The following is a 14,489-nucleotide window of genomic DNA, read 5'->3' on the forward strand; positions in this document are numbered from 1 at the left end:
GGGGGGAGCCTGTGATGATTTTTCAATTCATATCTGTGTTATTTTTAGGATTAATACTTGGCATAAAGCATTCATTAGAACCAGATCATATTATAGCTGTATCTACTATTGTCAGTAAGGATAAACGACTTTCCAGATCAACTTTAGCAGGCGCCTTTTGGGGAGTTGGCCATACAGCAACATTATTTGTTTTTGGAATATTGATTGTATTGCTAAAAGGGGAACTTGCTGATAAATGGGTAATGACCCTCGAATTTATAGTTGGTATAATGCTCGTATATTTAGGCAGCAAAAATATTTTTTTTGATAAAATCAAGAATATTAATAAGCAAGCTGAACGGACTTCACTTATTAAAGTTACTTTTATAGGAATTATTCACGGTCTTGCAGGAAGTGCAGCTATGGTAATATTAACGATGTCAACCGTCTCTTCTGTTTGGCAGTGTGCCTTGTACATACTCGTTTTTGGAATAGGAACAATTATTGGAATGCTCGTTTTTACCACAATTATTGGCATACCATTTGTGTATAGCACGAAAAGTGTTCGGACAAATAAGCTGCTAGTAAGATGTGCTGGGTCGATAAGCTTTGCATTTGGTCTTTATTATATGTACTCAATCGGGATAACAGATGGATTGTTTAGTCTCTGGATAAAATAAATTCGTATATAGAAAAAGATAGCTGCCTAAGTTGCTGCTATCTTTTTCTACATCCACAAATTTCTAAAAACATTCCCCAATGACTTCTTTTTCCAGTGACTTTTTCCAAAGAACCAGACATGGAACAGACGCGAGCAGTAATAAGTAAGCCAAACAGTCGTAAAGCTCCAATACCATTTCCAGTTTTCATATTGAATCAGCTTCGTGTATTTAAGTGCTAATAATTCACCAATAATGATAAAACCGGTATGGAGAAAGTAGTATCCTATTTTAACTAAGGGTCCTTTTTTTTCAGGATAATAGGAATTAAATAAGGCGCATAGTGCTGGGTATCCAATATATTCAAAGGTAAAGCTGCCCTTATATGTTTTTTTGAAAAAAAGCCGTACAGGATAGTTGATGGCATCCTTCTCTACCACTAATAAACCAAAAAGCCAGGTAATCACTAGTTTGAATAAGAAAGCCAAGACTGCTGTTCGTGACTTTTTCTTTGGGATAAGTTTGAAGAGAATGATTAAGCTTAAGGCCAATACAAAACCTTCGATGATTTTTTCCTTTTTATACTTCATTCAGCTCACCTCATATACTGAATAATGTTGCCAAAAAGGTTAATCTTATGTAATTTCTCTCCAGAAAATCATAAAAAATGCCCAAGGTTCATTTACCTTGAGCAGTTTGATTCAATCATTTATTTCTCCATCTGCAATCTTAAAGCGGTGAACTAATTTTTCCAGTTCTTCAGACAGCTTAGATAAAGCGGTCGCTGATGCAGACACTTCCTGGAAGGAAGCAGTTTGCTCTTCTGTTGCAGCAGCGACTTCTTCTGTGTTTGCTAATGTTTTGTTAGAGCTGTGTGCGATTTCTTCCATTGACTGCTGAACGCCTTGCACCTCTGTTGTAATTTGGTCTGTTGTAGAAGCAACTTCTTTAATATGACCAGCAACAACCTCGATGCTGTTCAGTATTTCTTTAATATGTGAATTAGTTCGATCCGCCAGTTCCATTCCAGAATTCACATTTTCCTTTACAAGGGTCATATTCTCCACTGTTTCTAATGAATGATTCTGAATAGTGTTGATTAATGTATCAATATGGTTGGCAGAAGTACTTGTCATATCTGCCAATTTTCTCACTTCATCAGCAACGATGGCAAAGCCTTTACCATGTTCACCAGCTCTTGCCGCCTCGATAGCCGCATTTAGGGCAAGCAAGTTCGTTTGTCCGGAAATTTCCTGAATATTGTTCAAAGTATCTTTTATTTCATTGATGCTTGAGACTAAGGAGTGCAGGCCATTTTCTGCTAATCCAACCGAATGGTGGATAGTGCCCATCTGTCCTTGCATTTCGGCCATTGCCTGTTCACCATCGTTTGCTTTTCCTTTAATACGGTCTGATTCTTTTGCTACATGGTTCGCTTTAGTTGATACATTTAAGACATTTTGTAAGGAATTATTAACTCTGTTCAGACTTTGCTGTGCAGAATTGTTTTGCTCATTATTGTTTTCCGAAATCATCTGTATCGAGTCAGCGACTTGCTCTGCTGTTACTCGTGATTGCTCCATGCTTGCAGCAAGCTCATCTGAGGATTGGGCAACAGACTTAGAAGTTTGTCCAACTTGTGAGATCATGGATCTTAGAGAAGCAACAAATTCATTGAAGGAAGTTGCCAAATGAGCAAATTCATTCTTACCACTTACCTTCACACTTTTAGTCAAGTCTCCGTCACCTGATGCAATTTCAACCATTTGCTTATTCATGATGTTTAATGGGCGTAAAATCGAACGCAGCAGTATAAAACCTAATCCAATACTTAAACCTGCTGCTAATATAATGATAGTAATTAATGTAGTTTTTGCCATATCACTGTTTTTTTCATTATCTGCTTCAATTTGACTAACATTCTCATTTATTTGTTCTACCAGCTTGTCAACAGCAGGATCAAGGACTTCTTTTCTTACATTTCTTAAGTCACCAAAATGCAATGCCTCCGAATCAGAAGGACTATTATTGAATGTGTTGACAACTTTGTCACTCATAGACGTATAAGATTGGAAGCTGGTTTCTAGTTGCTCAATACTGTCTTTATACGTTTGATAAATTGATAACTTCTCCATAGAAGTTAGCGTATCTTCAATGTTTACAGCCTTTTCTTTAATTCCATCTGTATACTGGCTGTCACCTGTCAGTAAGAACCCTCTCTCATCATTGGACATTCCTGCAAGACGATACTGAACATGTGTAACGAGACGCTGCATCTCTTTTGCTTCATTTAATTTTTTAGAATAATCCTCTGCATTATGAAGGCTGTTATTGCTGTAAATACCAATACCAACTAAAGAAAAAAGCAAAACAGTCAGTATGATAATTAATTGTGTTTTAATTTTCATTCTCCAACCTCACTCATCTTAACATATATTTCTAGATGTTATATCGGTCCGTTTGAGTGAATTTGAAGAGGTTTTTCGGAAGATGATGTGGAGTTTAGCAAGAGGGAAAGGTTGTGAGCGATTACAAATTTTTTAAATCAATTTTTTTTATATACATAATGAAGAACACAATACTAGTAAGAAAATAATAAATACCTAGAATAGGTAAACAATCGGCGGCTATAACTATTAAACCACCTGTATTCATTAATAATCTCCAAATAAAAAAACTAATTAGAAATACGAACGGAACAACAATGAAAAGGACAGTGAAGATAAAGTTAATTTTATTCGCCACTATATAAATCTCCTTTACTATATTAATTCCAGCTGGAATTGGTAAGTAACAATTTTAGAGTTGCAATCATAATAGAAAAGAAGGCTTATGAAGACTCTTTAGTTTTGCTTTTACGATATTTTACAATGTCATATATAGCTCGGAGTGAAAAAATGATAATACCTAAAGCAATAATCCTTTTATCGTTATCAATAACTCGAATAAACAAAATAACAAGTATGACATAGCACAATAGATTAATAATGTTTCAGATATTTAATTTAGTCATTCGACTTTATATTAATTATCACTTTTATTACAAATATTTACTTTGTTTAACGCAATATACATTCATATATGAAAGAGGTTAATAGACATCCTGCTTAGAATGCTTGTGTAAAATTGGGTGAGCACTCCTTGTTGCAAATTCCAAAGTACTCAATATCTGTATTTTTATAGGTTTGTTATTAATCATACATCTATATTCATGAATAGTTAAGAGAGTCTAGTTTTTCGAATAAAGTTAAAAATGGTAAAATAAATCTATTTTTCATATGTAAGCGATTAACAAAAAAATTACTATGTATGTATTATTATGGAAATTTAGTATCTTATTAATATAAGTTTTAATAAAAGAATGGGGAGACAATAAAGATGAAAAAGATACTTGTATATCCATTGTTAGCTGTTGTCAGTGTTTTTGGGATGGGAGCCTGTTCGACAGAAACTGGTGCAGGATTAAAAGCAGAAAAAGAAAGAGAAATCGATGCTGCGCATTGGTCTTATGAAGGAGACACTAGTCCTGTTCACTGGGGAGAATTAGGTCAAGCAAACTTAGCTTGTGTTGATGGAACGGAACAGTCACCAATTAATATTGATTTCTCTCAAGTAGAAGCAGAGACATCTGAAGGGGAGACGGAAATTAAGTATAAGTCTTCGTTCTTTACTCTTCAAAACAATGGGCATACAATTCAAGCAAATGCAGTAGACAAAAGCAATACGGCTGTAATTAACGGGAAGGAATACAACCTTGCACAGTTTCATTTTCATACCCCGAGCGAACATCAATTTAACGGAAAAAATTATGAGATGGAGCTTCATTTAGTTCATAAAGATGAAGATGGGAAGATTGCGGTTATTGGTGTAATGATTCAGGAAGGGAAAGAAAATAAAATATTAGCTAATTTATGGAATCAACTTCCACAAGAAGAAACAAAGGCAGATATCTCCTTAACTAAACCAGTTAATTTAAGTGCATTGCTTCCAAAAGAGCAAACTGCCTTTCATTATGATGGGTCTTTAACAACACCGCCGTGTACAGAACAAGTAAACTGGACTGTGTTTGAAACACCAATTGAAATGTCGCAAGAACAAATTGAGACATTTCGACGAATTTTCCCTGACGACCATCGTCCCGTTCAATCTTTAAATGAACGAATCATCATAAAGAGCTAAGGAAGGCAAATCTGAACAACAAAAGCTAAACAATTTAGCTTTTGTTGTTTCTATAACAGTGTTACTTATCCTGCTTATTTGGAAGGCTTAAGGCTGTGTCTGTTGTTTGCAAGTCTACATTCAGCTGTTCATTCACATTGCTGGGATGATAGTAGCCGTTTGCTACCATATAATCACTGATTTTGCCATGTAAGTCTATCGCATCATGCAATTGTTTGTTCAACACGCAACGGACCTCCGGGGTAGCAGCCTCCGTAATCGCAAAAGCATAGTTTCTTATGCCAGATTTGGCGGAAATTAATAAATCTGTGGCAATAACCTGATCTGTAATATCTCCTAAGCCGACAAGGTTTTGCATAAAGCCATTCATAATAAAGTGCCTCCTTGCTGAGCCAGCAAGCTCCTAAGTGCTTCGACAGCCTCACGAGATTGTGCCGCATCTAGATTAAGAATATCTTGAAGTGCGGCATCTTTTGCTAAAGTACCCATCGTTGTTGATTTAGTCAAGCATGTATTTTTAAATGTAAGAAGTTCATGAAGTTCTAAGCTTTCATGCAACCCTAAATTTCTTGGCATATGTTAATCCTCCTTCATAACACTTGCATACATAGTCCTTGTTATAATTTCACTAATAAAAGAGTTTATGCACTGTCTTACACTCATCCTGAGTTCCTGAATTTTCCTTCCAATTCCGTTCATTTTCTCGGCTGATTTATACAAAATAAACAGGAGAGATGAGGTGGAAATATGCCAAATGGCAGAGGTACACATGGGTTTGCAAATATAGAATCATTTGATTCTAACCGAAAAGTGCAAGAAAGACCGAGTAAAGAAAAGTTCGAACAGTCAAAACCAAAAAAATAAATAAAATAGAAATACTTCAACAGGTATAGTCTTGTTGAAGTATTTTGTATTAATCTGGAATTTTTGCAATCCGCATAAAGGAAAGATTGTAAACGAAAAATACTTTAGTAAACCTATGGAGGTGAGTGTATGGAGACTAATGGCTTAGCAAACCATGAGACATTAGAGCTGCATGAAATGCTGAATTTCAAAACAACTTGTGTAATTAAATCCAAGATGATGTCCGGTGTCGTCTTTGATCAGGAATTAAAGGCGTTAATGGAGAAGGATGTGGAGCAATCCATTCAGGCACTGGAATATTTGCAAAACTTTTATAAAATGCCTAACCCAGTTTCGGAGGAGAACTACAATGATTAAAGATTACTTAGAGGTGGAAAATGCGGAAGGCATGCCGGAAATGGCTGATTCTGCATTAGCGCTGGAGTTTTTGCTGAGCATTAAGACCGGTGTTCGAAATGCTGCGACTGCCTTGTCTGAAACGGTAACACCAGATTTACGGGAAGCTTTTCGGATTCAGCTTGAGGCAGGGTTGGCTTTACATGAAGAAGTGTCGAGCTTCATGATGAAAAAAGGGTGGCTGCATCCATATAATTTAGAAGATCAATACAAGATGGATTTAAAGGCTATTGAAGGTGCTTTAATGATTGGAAAGATGGATTTATTTCCTGGAGATACTTCCCGCCTTGGCATGATGGCGCAAATAGATGACGATGAATAAGAAAGGATGTAAAGAATGAAGGCTGTTACTTTCCAAGGCATTAAAGATGTAAAGGTTAAAGAAGTGCCGAGTCCAAAGATTGAAAAGAGTGATGATATTGTGATAAAAGTCACCACTTCAGCAATATGCGGATCTGATCTTCACTTAATACATGGAATGATTCCGAACTTTCCAGAAGATTATATTATCGGACATGAGCCAATGGGGATTGTCGAAGAAGTGGGACCTGACGTGAAAAATCTCCAAAAAGGGGACAGAGTTATCATTCCGTTTAACGTAGCCTGCGGGGAATGCTTCTTTTGCAAAAATAATCTAGAAAGCCAATGTGATAATTCTAATGACAATGGTGAAATTGGTGGTTTTTTTGGTTACTCCGATTTAACGGGAGGCTATCCTGGCGGTCAGGCTGAATATTTGCGTGTGCCATATGCCAATTTTACCCCATTCAAAATACCCGAAAATTGTGAAGTTGAGGATGAACAATTGGTACTGCTGTCAGACGCAGCTTCTACTGCTTTTTGGTCCGTTGATAATGCAGGTGTAAAGGATGGAGACACAGTGGTAATCCTCGGCTGCGGTCCGGTAGGTTTGCTGGCCCAAAAGTTTGCATGGTTTAAAGGCGCAAAAAGAGTTATCGCTGTGGATAATCTCGAATATCGCCTGCAGCATGCAAAAAAAACAAATAAAGTCGAGACAGTTAATTTTGAGCATCATCCCAATACAGGTGAATACTTAAAGGAGATAACAAAGGGCGGAGCGGATGTTGTCATCGATGCAGTTGGTATGGACGGGAAAATGACACCGATGGAATATCTCGCTACTGGCTTAAAGCTCCATGGCGGAACATTGAGTGCATTAGTTATTGCCAGTCAGGCTGTTCGCAAAGGCGGCACCATTCAAGTAACCGGCGTATATGGCGGAAGATATAACGCTTTTCCTTTAGGCGACATCTTTCAAAGAAATGTTAATATCCGTTCAGGACAAGCTCCTGTCATCCATTATATGCCTTACCTATATAATCTTGTATCACAAGGCAAGATGGATTTCGGTGATGTAATCACACATGTCATGCCCCTTAGTGAGGCAGAAAAGGGCTATGAATATTTTGATACACGAACAGACAACTGTATTAAAGTTGTCCTTAAACCTTGAATTAATAAAAACTAACCCACAAACATTCCGTGCAGCTATGCAAGGCTAGTGGGTTAGTTTTTTTATTTATGAGCTACTTGTCATATCATTCTCTTTTTGCTCAATATCTTTAATGATATCCTCAATTGTCACATTTTCCAGCTCTTTTTCTAAGGCTGTTTGGGCTGATGATAAAACAGGCGTAATCGAATCCTGAATGTTTCTGCCGACAGGGCAGTCACGCAGCGGATTTTCATGTACACTGAATAATTCCTGCTCTTTTACAACAGCAACAGCTTTATATACATCTATTAAGCGGATAGCGGAAGGAGGCTTAGCAAGCTTAGCCCCAGCAATTCCTGGCTGAACTTCAATCAGCCCGTTTTTTTTCAGCATTCCCATAATTTTTCTGATCAAAGTGGGGTTTGTATTAACACTTCCTGCCAAAAATTCAGAAGAGCTGACTCCTTTTTTATTAATTTCCAATAGAGCTAATATATGAACACCAACAGTAAATCTGCTGCTTATTTGCACAAAACTCACCTGCTTATACGATTATGAAGATCTTAGAATAAGAATAAAAAGTATTATACATGATATTCCCCAAAAAATAAAAAAACATTCTCGTTGACAAAAGTTATAGAGGTATCTATTATGGATACAGGTATTCAAAATAATTACAGCGTTATTATGCATGATAACATCATTACATGAATAAATTTACTTGGAGGAATTGCAATGAAACTATTAGTAACTGGAGCAACTGGCAAATTAGGAAGCAAGGTGGTGAAGGAATTACTTAAAAAAGTGCCTGCAGAACAACTGGCAGTGAGTGTCCGCAATCCAGAGAAAGCAGAATGGATTTCTGCGCTTGGAGTGGAAGTTCGCCAAGGCGATTTTAATCAGCCTGAAACTTTGGCTGCAGCTTTTGCAGGGATTGACCGTTTGCTTATCATTTCAGCAGATGGAGATAACGAAACAAGAATCCGCCAGCATACAGATGCAGTAGCCGAAGCCGAGCGTGCTGGAGTGAAATTCATCGCATACACAAGTATCGGCAATGCACAGGCAAGCAGCAATTTCCTTGCTCCAACACATAAAGCAACAGAAACAAGAATTCAAGAGTCTGGTATACCATATTCTTTCTTGCGCAACAACTGGTACTTAGAAAATGAAAGCTCCAGCATCCAAGGAGTTCTAGCAGGAGCACCATGGGTAACATCAGCAGGAAACGGCAAAGTCGGCTGGGCGTTGCAGCAGGATTATGCAGAGGCAGCAGCGATAGTGCTTTCTGGAACTGGTCACGAAAATACAATTTATGAACTTTCTGGCCCATTGCTAACAACGGATGAAATTGCCGCAGAGCTTGGTGCTGTTATTGGGGCAAATGTTGCTGTACAGCATGTGGATGATGCTGCTTACACAGAGATTATGAAGGGCGCAGGTGTTCCAGAGTTTCTCCTGCCAATGCTTGTTAATATTCAAAAAGACATCCGTGAAGGAACATTAGAAATTGAAAGCAATGACTTTGAAAAGGTGCTTGGACGTCCAGTAACATCTATTCGTAAAGGATTAGAGCAAATAGTCAAAGAAAACACTAAATAAGAGATCTTTCTCTTGTGACAGGTGGTTGATAAAATGAGTTTTTTCAAAAAGATTTTTGGGAAACAAACAGAGGAGGATGAGACAATGGCAGTTGAAAAGCTAAATATCGGGATTATTTTAGGAAGCACTAGAGAAGGTAGAGTAAGTCCGCAAGTAGGGGCATGGATGAAAGAAATTGCTGACAAACGCGGTGATGCTAATTACGAAGTCGTTGATATTGCTGAATTTAATCTGCCGTTTCTTGGCACTACAGATGGCAGTGAGCCAAGTATAACGGCATGGAATCAAAAGCTCAACAGCCTAGATGGATTTGTCTTTATCGTTCAAGAATACAACCACAGTATCACAGGAGCATTAAAAAATGCCCTTGATTCAGCTCGCGAAGCCTGGAACAATAAAGCAGCTGGGATAGTAAGCTATGGTTCAACAGGCGGAGCTCGAGCTGCAGAACATTTAAGAGGGATTTTAGGGGAACTATTGATTGCCGACGTGCGTGTTCATCCAACTTTATCCTTATTCACAGATTTCGAAAATGGCTCTGTATTTAAGCCAGCTGATCTGCATCTTACAAATGTAAATGCAATGCTTGACCAAGTAAATGCTTGGAGCGGCGCTTTAAAAACAATAAGAAAGTAAAGATTTATTATAGATAAACCGGGCATCCGAAAGGATGGCCGGTTTTTTGCTTCATACGTTTCAGCTAAAAAAGTGTGATTTTCTCGCTTCGGAAATTGGAAATATGGTTATCCCATACGTTTAACTCTATTATTATAATTTTTAAATGCCCTAAATTAGCGCAAGCGCCTAATCCGTTTTATCAATTATAAGTACCCATTATAGATGTATACATCGCCTTTAAAGATGCTGCTTGTGCAGAGAGCGTTTTACGATTTTATGAATTTTTTGTCGCTGCTCCCATTCTATGCCATAATGGAAACTGAAATAAGGAGTGATCAAACATGCAAAAAATAATGATTGTTGAGGATGACCCTAAAATTGCAACCCATTTAAAGACGCATATTGAAAAATATGGTTATGATGTGACGTGTGTCATTGATTTTGAACATGTAATGAATACATTTTATGAAATAAATCCAAATCTAGTGCTGTTAGATATTAATTTGCCAAGTTTTGATGGTTATTATTGGTGCAGGCAAATTCGCAAGGAATCGGTTTGTCCTGTGATTTTTCTTTCTGCAAGGATAGGGGAGATGGATCAAGTGATGGCATTAGAGAATGGCGGAGATGACTATATAACAAAGCCGTTTAGTGCAGAAATTGTAATCGCAAAAATCCGCAGCCAGCTGCGCCGTGCTTACGGGGAGTATGCCAGCATTCCAAAGAGCCGAATATTAGAAAACGCTGGTCTAAGATTCTTTCCAGAGAGACTCGAGCTTACCTATAGAAGCAAGAGTATTTCTTTATCAAAGAAAGAAGCAGATATTATTGAAAGCTTGATGGAACGATATCCTCGTGTGGCTGGACGAGAGGATTTACTGGAAAAGCTGTGGGATGACCAAAGCTATGTAGATGAAAATACATTGAATGTTAATATTACAAGAGTCCGTAAAAAGTTTCAGGAAATTGGCTTACACGATGCAGTGGAAACTGTAAGAGGAGCAGGATATCGGTTACATGTATCATGGACGGCGGAAAAGAAATGAGATTATTCTTAAAAGAGCATACGTTGTTGATTTTTGTGCAGGCTGTGCAAATGCTCCTTTTTCTTTCGATTTTTTGGTTTGATGGCTATCGAGATATTAAGCTGTTTGCTTACGCTGTTTTTCTCAACTTTTTCATCCTTGTTAGTTATTTCCTATATTATTATTTATCACGGCAGGAAATGTACAAGCGTTTAAATCAGCCGCTGGAAACGCTTGATGACAGCTATCAAAAAACAGATGATGCCCCGATTTCTAAAGCCTTCGATGAGTTGATGCGAACTCAATACAAACTTTTTCAAAATCAATTGAAACTAGTTGAAAAAGAGCAGGAAGAGCATCGTAAGTTTATGGACCAATGGGTGCATCAGATGAAAACCCCATTATCAGTAATTGAACTCACTGCCCAAAATTTAGATGAACCTGAGTCATCCAGCATCCGCGAAGAGACGGAAGTAATGAAGACTGGTCTGAACACAGTTTTGTATATAGCCAGGTTAAAAACAATAGAGCAGGATTTTCATATCAAGCCGGTAAATCTAGCAAAATTGATAGATGAAGTGAACGGTGAGAATAAACGCTTTTATATCAGGAACAAGGTTTATCCTAAGCTAGAGGTGCAAAAGCCAGGAATGACAGTCGAGACTGATGAGAAGTGGCTGTTTTTTATTCTCACCCAGCTTATTAGTAATGCAGTTAAATATTCTTCTGGGATTAGTAATCGGATTGTTATTTCCATTTATGAAAGAGAGAAACAAGCCATTCTGGAAGTAAAGGATTTTGGAATTGGCATACCAGAAAGCGATAAAAAGCGGATTTTCGATCCCTTTTTTACCGGAGAAAATGGCAGAAGGTTTCGGGAATCTACAGGGATGGGACTGTATTTAACGAAGGAGACGCTGAATATTCTCGGTCACCAGATTGAAATGGAGTCAGCATCAGGTAAAGGTACAACTTTTCGCATCGTTTTCTCGGACACGCAAAACCTTACAAGCTTGTAAGGAAAGTGTAAGAAGAATCGATAGTTAAGCACTACTTTTGCAAGGTATACTAATCACAGGTCAAAAGCAGAAAAGGAGATCTTGTGATGTTAGAAGTGAACCAGGTCAGTAAAATATATGAAGGCAAAATTGCTTATAAAGCATTAAATAATATAAATTTATCTGTTGAAAACGGCGAATTTGTAGGAATTATGGGACCCTCTGGCAGTGGGAAAACGACTCTTTTAAATATGATAGCAACAATTGATGAGCCAACGACTGGCGAGATATTGATCAATGGTAATAATCCGCATCAGCTCAAAAGAGAGGAGCTGGCAAAATTCCGCAGACGGGAGCTGGGCTTTGTATTTCAGGATTTTAATTTGCTGCATACCTTAACGGTAGAAGAAAATATTGTTCTTCCGTTGACACTCGATGGCAAAAAAGTAAAAGAGATGAAACAAAAGGCACAGGAAATCGCGGGAAAATTGGGGATTACCGCTATTATGAATAAGCGCACCTATGAGATTTCTGGAGGTCAGGCACAAAGGGCAGCAGTGGCAAGGGCGATGATACATGTCCCTAAATTGCTGCTTGCTGATGAACCAACCGGAAATTTAGATTCGAAGTCGTCCAAAGATGTCATGGAAATGCTGGAAACGATAAATAAACAGGAGCGCACAACGATGCTACTTGTGACTCATGATCCGCAAGCAGCCAGTTACTGTAATCGGGTAATTTTTATTCGGGACGGCAATTTTTATTCGGAAATTCATCGCGGCGATAATCGCCAAGCCTTCTTCCAAAGAATAATTGATACACTTTCTTTACTAGGAGGAGATGGGCATGACCTTTCGCAGATTCGCGTTTAATAATGTTATCCGCAACAAACGACTGTATGCAGCCTACTTCCTAAGCAGTATGTTTACGGTGATGGTATTCTTCACATTTGCGATTTTCGCCTACCATCACGTTATATCTGGAAGTGACATGAATTCCTCCGTACAACAAGGGATGAATATTGCAGGAGGAATCATCTATGTCTTTTCCTTCTTCTTCATACTATATTCTATGAGTTCATTCTTGAGCACCCGGGAGAAAGAGTTAGGGTTATTGATGATGCAAGGGATGTCCGTTAGGCAAGTTCGTCTCATGATATTCATGGAGAACATGGTAATCGGTTTTTTTGCAACCTTAGGCGGTATTTTATTAGGATTGATTTTTTCTAAAGTGATATTATTAATCGCAGAAAATGTGCTTGTTTTGGATGACGCGCTAAACTTTTATTTTCCTACACAAGCCATTATCATCACATTTCTTTCGTTTATATTGTTGTTTTTGTTTATTTCGTTATTTGTTTCCTATATACTACGCAGTCGCAAGCTCATCGATTTAATCAAAGGAAATAAGAAGTCAAAAGGTGAACCAAAAGCTAATATCTTTTTAACGATTTCTGCAGTATTGCTGATTGGAGTTGGCTATGCAGCTGCTCTAATAGTAGAAGGTGCTGTCGTGATTGTCGCGATGCTGCCAGTAGTAATAGTCGTAATTATCGGTACTTATCTGTTGTTTACACAGCTGAGTGTATATATCATCCGCAGATTGAAACATAACAACAACATATTCTGGCGAAAAACAAATATGATTCTTTTTTCTGATTTATCCTTCCGGATGAAGGATAATGCCCGTACTTTTTTTATGGTTGCCATTATATCTACAGTAGCCTTTAGTGCAATCGGAACATTGTTTGGGTTTCAAACCTTCCTAACGGCAGGGCTGAAAAATAACAATCCTTATACGTTTGACTATATAACGGTAGATCAAGACAAGGAAGATGTTGCTTTTATAAATGAAACAATCAAGGAAGAAAAGATGGAAGCAAATCATGAGCAAACCCAGCTCCGCTATTATGAGGTAGGACAAAATCATATCGTTATAACTAGTGAAACAGAATTTAATCGATTTGCTGTTTTATTGGGAGAAAACACAATTAATATTGGCAAAGGTGAGGTTAAGGTAGTTGAATTTACCGGCAATGAATTTGGCCAAACGGAAGAATTACTTAAACAACCGTTAAAATTGAATTCAGGTACATCCTTGGTTCCAAAAGAAGTGATTTATTCCAGAGCCCTTCCAGCAACGGATTCTTATTATGTAGTTTCTGACCAGGACTTTGAGGAACTGCCAGCTCCTTTAAGTGAGGAGAGCTATCATGCATGGCAAGTCACAGAAGGGCAAGACAATATTATAGCAGCTTCCAAAAAGATAGAAGAAGTAGTTCCTCCTTATGAATTTTCTGCTAAGGATTATAGTATCTATCAGCTCAACAAGCAATATGGCTTAGTATTATTTGTAGGCTTGTTTATTGGAATAGTCTTTTTTGTTTCAGCGGGAAGCTTTCTATATTTCCGACTGTACGCAGATTTAGAGGAAGACAAACAGAAGTTTCGGTCTATTGCCAAAATGGGATTAACAGAGAAAGAATTGAAGAACGTTCTTACAAGACAAACGGCAATTCTATTCTTTACGCCGATTTTGGTGGCACTGATTCATGGGGCAGTTGCACTAACAGCGTTATCACATTTATTTTATTATGATTTAACAAAAATATCCACAGCAGTACTAGGTGTATTTACATTAATCCAAATAATTTACTTTGCGATTGTCCGCTTTTTTTACACAAAGCAGGTTAAAAATGTCCTTTGATGAAGGA

General features: G+C 37.7%; 16 protein-coding genes. 11 read left to right on the forward strand and 5 right to left on the reverse strand.

Features of this window, described 5'->3' with window-relative positions; genetic code table 11:
- Window positions 1-14: 14 nt before the first annotated feature.
- Complete coding sequence (locus tag ACLIJJ_RS17470) at window positions 15-659, forward strand: HupE/UreJ family protein (protein WP_233314848.1); 645 nt, start codon at window positions 15-17, stop codon at window positions 657-659.
- A 47-nt stretch (window positions 660-706) separates the two neighbouring features.
- Here the strand turns inward: ACLIJJ_RS17470 and ACLIJJ_RS17475 are convergent, their stop codons facing one another.
- Entirely contained in the window at window positions 707-1,228 is a 522-nt protein-coding gene (locus tag ACLIJJ_RS17475) for a CBO0543 family protein (RefSeq protein ID WP_233314849.1), read from the reverse strand.
- A 111-nt stretch (window positions 1,229-1,339) separates the two neighbouring features.
- Window positions 1,340-3,046, reverse strand: coding sequence for a methyl-accepting chemotaxis protein (locus tag ACLIJJ_RS17480; RefSeq protein ID WP_411411388.1), 1,707 nt, complete (start codon window positions 3,044-3,046; stop codon window positions 1,340-1,342).
- Window positions 3,047-4,016: 970 nt separating this feature from the next.
- On the opposite strand from ACLIJJ_RS17480, the gene ACLIJJ_RS17485 reads away from it, so the two are divergent.
- On the forward strand, window positions 4,017-4,817 hold the full coding sequence (locus ACLIJJ_RS17485; RefSeq protein ID WP_411411389.1) for a carbonic anhydrase: 801 nt from the start codon (window positions 4,017-4,019) through the stop codon (window positions 4,815-4,817).
- A 61-nt stretch (window positions 4,818-4,878) separates the two neighbouring features.
- Here the strand turns inward: ACLIJJ_RS17485 and ACLIJJ_RS17490 are convergent, their stop codons facing one another.
- Together ACLIJJ_RS17490 and ACLIJJ_RS17495 are read right to left on the reverse strand one after the other, a co-directional pair.
- Window positions 4,879-5,187 (reverse strand): spore coat protein, encoded by a 309-nt coding sequence (locus ACLIJJ_RS17490; RefSeq protein ID WP_411411390.1) that lies wholly within the window; start codon window positions 5,185-5,187, stop codon window positions 4,879-4,881.
- Window positions 5,184-5,393 (reverse strand): hypothetical protein, encoded by a 210-nt coding sequence (locus ACLIJJ_RS17495; protein ID WP_411411391.1) that lies wholly within the window; start codon window positions 5,391-5,393, stop codon window positions 5,184-5,186. The genes ACLIJJ_RS17490 and ACLIJJ_RS17495 overlap by 4 nt, the downstream gene beginning before the upstream one ends.
- Before the next feature lie 417 nt (window positions 5,394-5,810).
- Between ACLIJJ_RS17495 and ACLIJJ_RS17500 the strand changes: the two genes are divergently transcribed.
- The 3 genes from ACLIJJ_RS17500 to ACLIJJ_RS17510 are packed head-to-tail and all read left to right on the forward strand — an operon-like array spanning window position 5,811 to window position 7,551.
- Window positions 5,811-6,038: a spore coat protein gene (locus ACLIJJ_RS17500; protein WP_233314854.1), complete on the forward strand. Its 228-nt coding sequence runs from the start codon at window positions 5,811-5,813 to the stop codon at window positions 6,036-6,038.
- Window positions 6,031-6,399: a spore coat protein gene (locus ACLIJJ_RS17505; RefSeq protein ID WP_411411392.1), complete on the forward strand. Its 369-nt coding sequence runs from the start codon at window positions 6,031-6,033 to the stop codon at window positions 6,397-6,399. The genes ACLIJJ_RS17500 and ACLIJJ_RS17505 overlap by 8 nt, the downstream gene beginning before the upstream one ends.
- A gap of 15 nt (window positions 6,400-6,414) precedes the next feature.
- Window positions 6,415-7,551: a zinc-dependent alcohol dehydrogenase gene (locus ACLIJJ_RS17510; RefSeq protein ID WP_233314856.1), complete on the forward strand. Its 1,137-nt coding sequence runs from the start codon at window positions 6,415-6,417 to the stop codon at window positions 7,549-7,551.
- Window positions 7,552-7,617: 66 nt separating this feature from the next.
- Here the strand turns inward: ACLIJJ_RS17510 and ACLIJJ_RS17515 are convergent, their stop codons facing one another.
- Window positions 7,618-8,064, reverse strand: a complete 447-nt coding sequence (locus ACLIJJ_RS17515) for an Rrf2 family transcriptional regulator (RefSeq protein ID WP_411411393.1) — start codon at window positions 8,062-8,064, stop codon at window positions 7,618-7,620.
- Window positions 8,065-8,268: 204 nt separating this feature from the next.
- Here ACLIJJ_RS17515 and ACLIJJ_RS17520 point away from each other — a divergent pair, with 204 nt between their 5' ends.
- From ACLIJJ_RS17520 to ACLIJJ_RS17545, 6 genes are all read left to right on the forward strand, one after another.
- Window positions 8,269-9,135, forward strand: coding sequence for an SDR family oxidoreductase (locus tag ACLIJJ_RS17520; RefSeq protein WP_411411394.1), 867 nt, complete (start codon window positions 8,269-8,271; stop codon window positions 9,133-9,135).
- 33 nt (window positions 9,136-9,168) lie between these two features.
- Window positions 9,169-9,771 (forward strand): NADPH-dependent FMN reductase, encoded by a 603-nt coding sequence (locus ACLIJJ_RS17525; protein WP_411411395.1) that lies wholly within the window; start codon window positions 9,169-9,171, stop codon window positions 9,769-9,771.
- A gap of 323 nt (window positions 9,772-10,094) precedes the next feature.
- Window positions 10,095-10,799, forward strand: a complete 705-nt coding sequence (locus ACLIJJ_RS17530; RefSeq protein WP_411411396.1) for a response regulator transcription factor — start codon at window positions 10,095-10,097, stop codon at window positions 10,797-10,799.
- On the forward strand, window positions 10,796-11,797 hold the full coding sequence (locus tag ACLIJJ_RS17535) for a sensor histidine kinase (protein WP_411411430.1): 1,002 nt from the start codon (window positions 10,796-10,798) through the stop codon (window positions 11,795-11,797). The genes ACLIJJ_RS17530 and ACLIJJ_RS17535 overlap by 4 nt, the downstream gene beginning before the upstream one ends.
- An 86-nt stretch (window positions 11,798-11,883) precedes the next feature.
- Entirely contained in the window at window positions 11,884-12,648 is a 765-nt protein-coding gene (locus ACLIJJ_RS17540; RefSeq protein ID WP_233314862.1) for an ABC transporter ATP-binding protein, read from the forward strand.
- A complete protein-coding gene (locus ACLIJJ_RS17545; RefSeq protein WP_411411397.1) occupies window positions 12,623-14,482 on the forward strand; it encodes an ABC transporter permease in 1,860 nt (619 codons plus the stop codon). The genes ACLIJJ_RS17540 and ACLIJJ_RS17545 overlap by 26 nt, the downstream gene beginning before the upstream one ends.
- Window positions 14,483-14,489 lie beyond the last annotated feature (7 nt).

The organism is Niallia laureatilytica, from assembly GCF_046613985.1.
Lineage (GTDB): Bacteria > Bacillota > Bacilli > Bacillales > Cytobacillaceae > Niallia.

Bases quoted from the DNA above. Each gene is read 5' to 3' on its own strand.
- ACLIJJ_RS17470 (WP_233314848.1), top strand. From the start codon at position 15: ATGATTTTTCAATTCATATCTGTGTTATTTTTAGGATTAATACTTGGC.
- ACLIJJ_RS17475 (WP_233314849.1), bottom strand. From the start codon at position 1,228: ATGAAGTATAAAAAGGAAAAAATCATCGAAGGTTTTGTATTGGCCTTA.
- ACLIJJ_RS17480 (WP_411411388.1), bottom strand. From the start codon at position 3,046: ATGAAAATTAAAACACAATTAATTATCATACTGACTGTTTTGCTTTTT.
- ACLIJJ_RS17485 (WP_411411389.1), top strand. From the start codon at position 4,017: ATGAAAAAGATACTTGTATATCCATTGTTAGCTGTTGTCAGTGTTTTT.
- ACLIJJ_RS17490 (WP_411411390.1), bottom strand. From the start codon at position 5,187: ATGAATGGCTTTATGCAAAACCTTGTCGGCTTAGGAGATATTACAGAT.
- ACLIJJ_RS17495 (WP_411411391.1), bottom strand. From the start codon at position 5,393: ATGCCAAGAAATTTAGGGTTGCATGAAAGCTTAGAACTTCATGAACTT.
- ACLIJJ_RS17500 (WP_233314854.1), top strand. From the start codon at position 5,811: ATGGAGACTAATGGCTTAGCAAACCATGAGACATTAGAGCTGCATGAA.
- ACLIJJ_RS17505 (WP_411411392.1), top strand. From the start codon at position 6,031: ATGATTAAAGATTACTTAGAGGTGGAAAATGCGGAAGGCATGCCGGAA.
- ACLIJJ_RS17510 (WP_233314856.1), top strand. From the start codon at position 6,415: ATGAAGGCTGTTACTTTCCAAGGCATTAAAGATGTAAAGGTTAAAGAA.
- ACLIJJ_RS17520 (WP_411411394.1), top strand. From the start codon at position 8,269: ATGAAACTATTAGTAACTGGAGCAACTGGCAAATTAGGAAGCAAGGTG.
- ACLIJJ_RS17525 (WP_411411395.1), top strand. From the start codon at position 9,169: ATGAGTTTTTTCAAAAAGATTTTTGGGAAACAAACAGAGGAGGATGAG.
- ACLIJJ_RS17530 (WP_411411396.1), top strand. From the start codon at position 10,095: ATGCAAAAAATAATGATTGTTGAGGATGACCCTAAAATTGCAACCCAT.
- ACLIJJ_RS17535 (WP_411411430.1), top strand. From the start codon at position 10,796: ATGAGATTATTCTTAAAAGAGCATACGTTGTTGATTTTTGTGCAGGCT.
- ACLIJJ_RS17540 (WP_233314862.1), top strand. From the start codon at position 11,884: ATGTTAGAAGTGAACCAGGTCAGTAAAATATATGAAGGCAAAATTGCT.
- ACLIJJ_RS17545 (WP_411411397.1), top strand. From the start codon at position 12,623: ATGACCTTTCGCAGATTCGCGTTTAATAATGTTATCCGCAACAAACGA.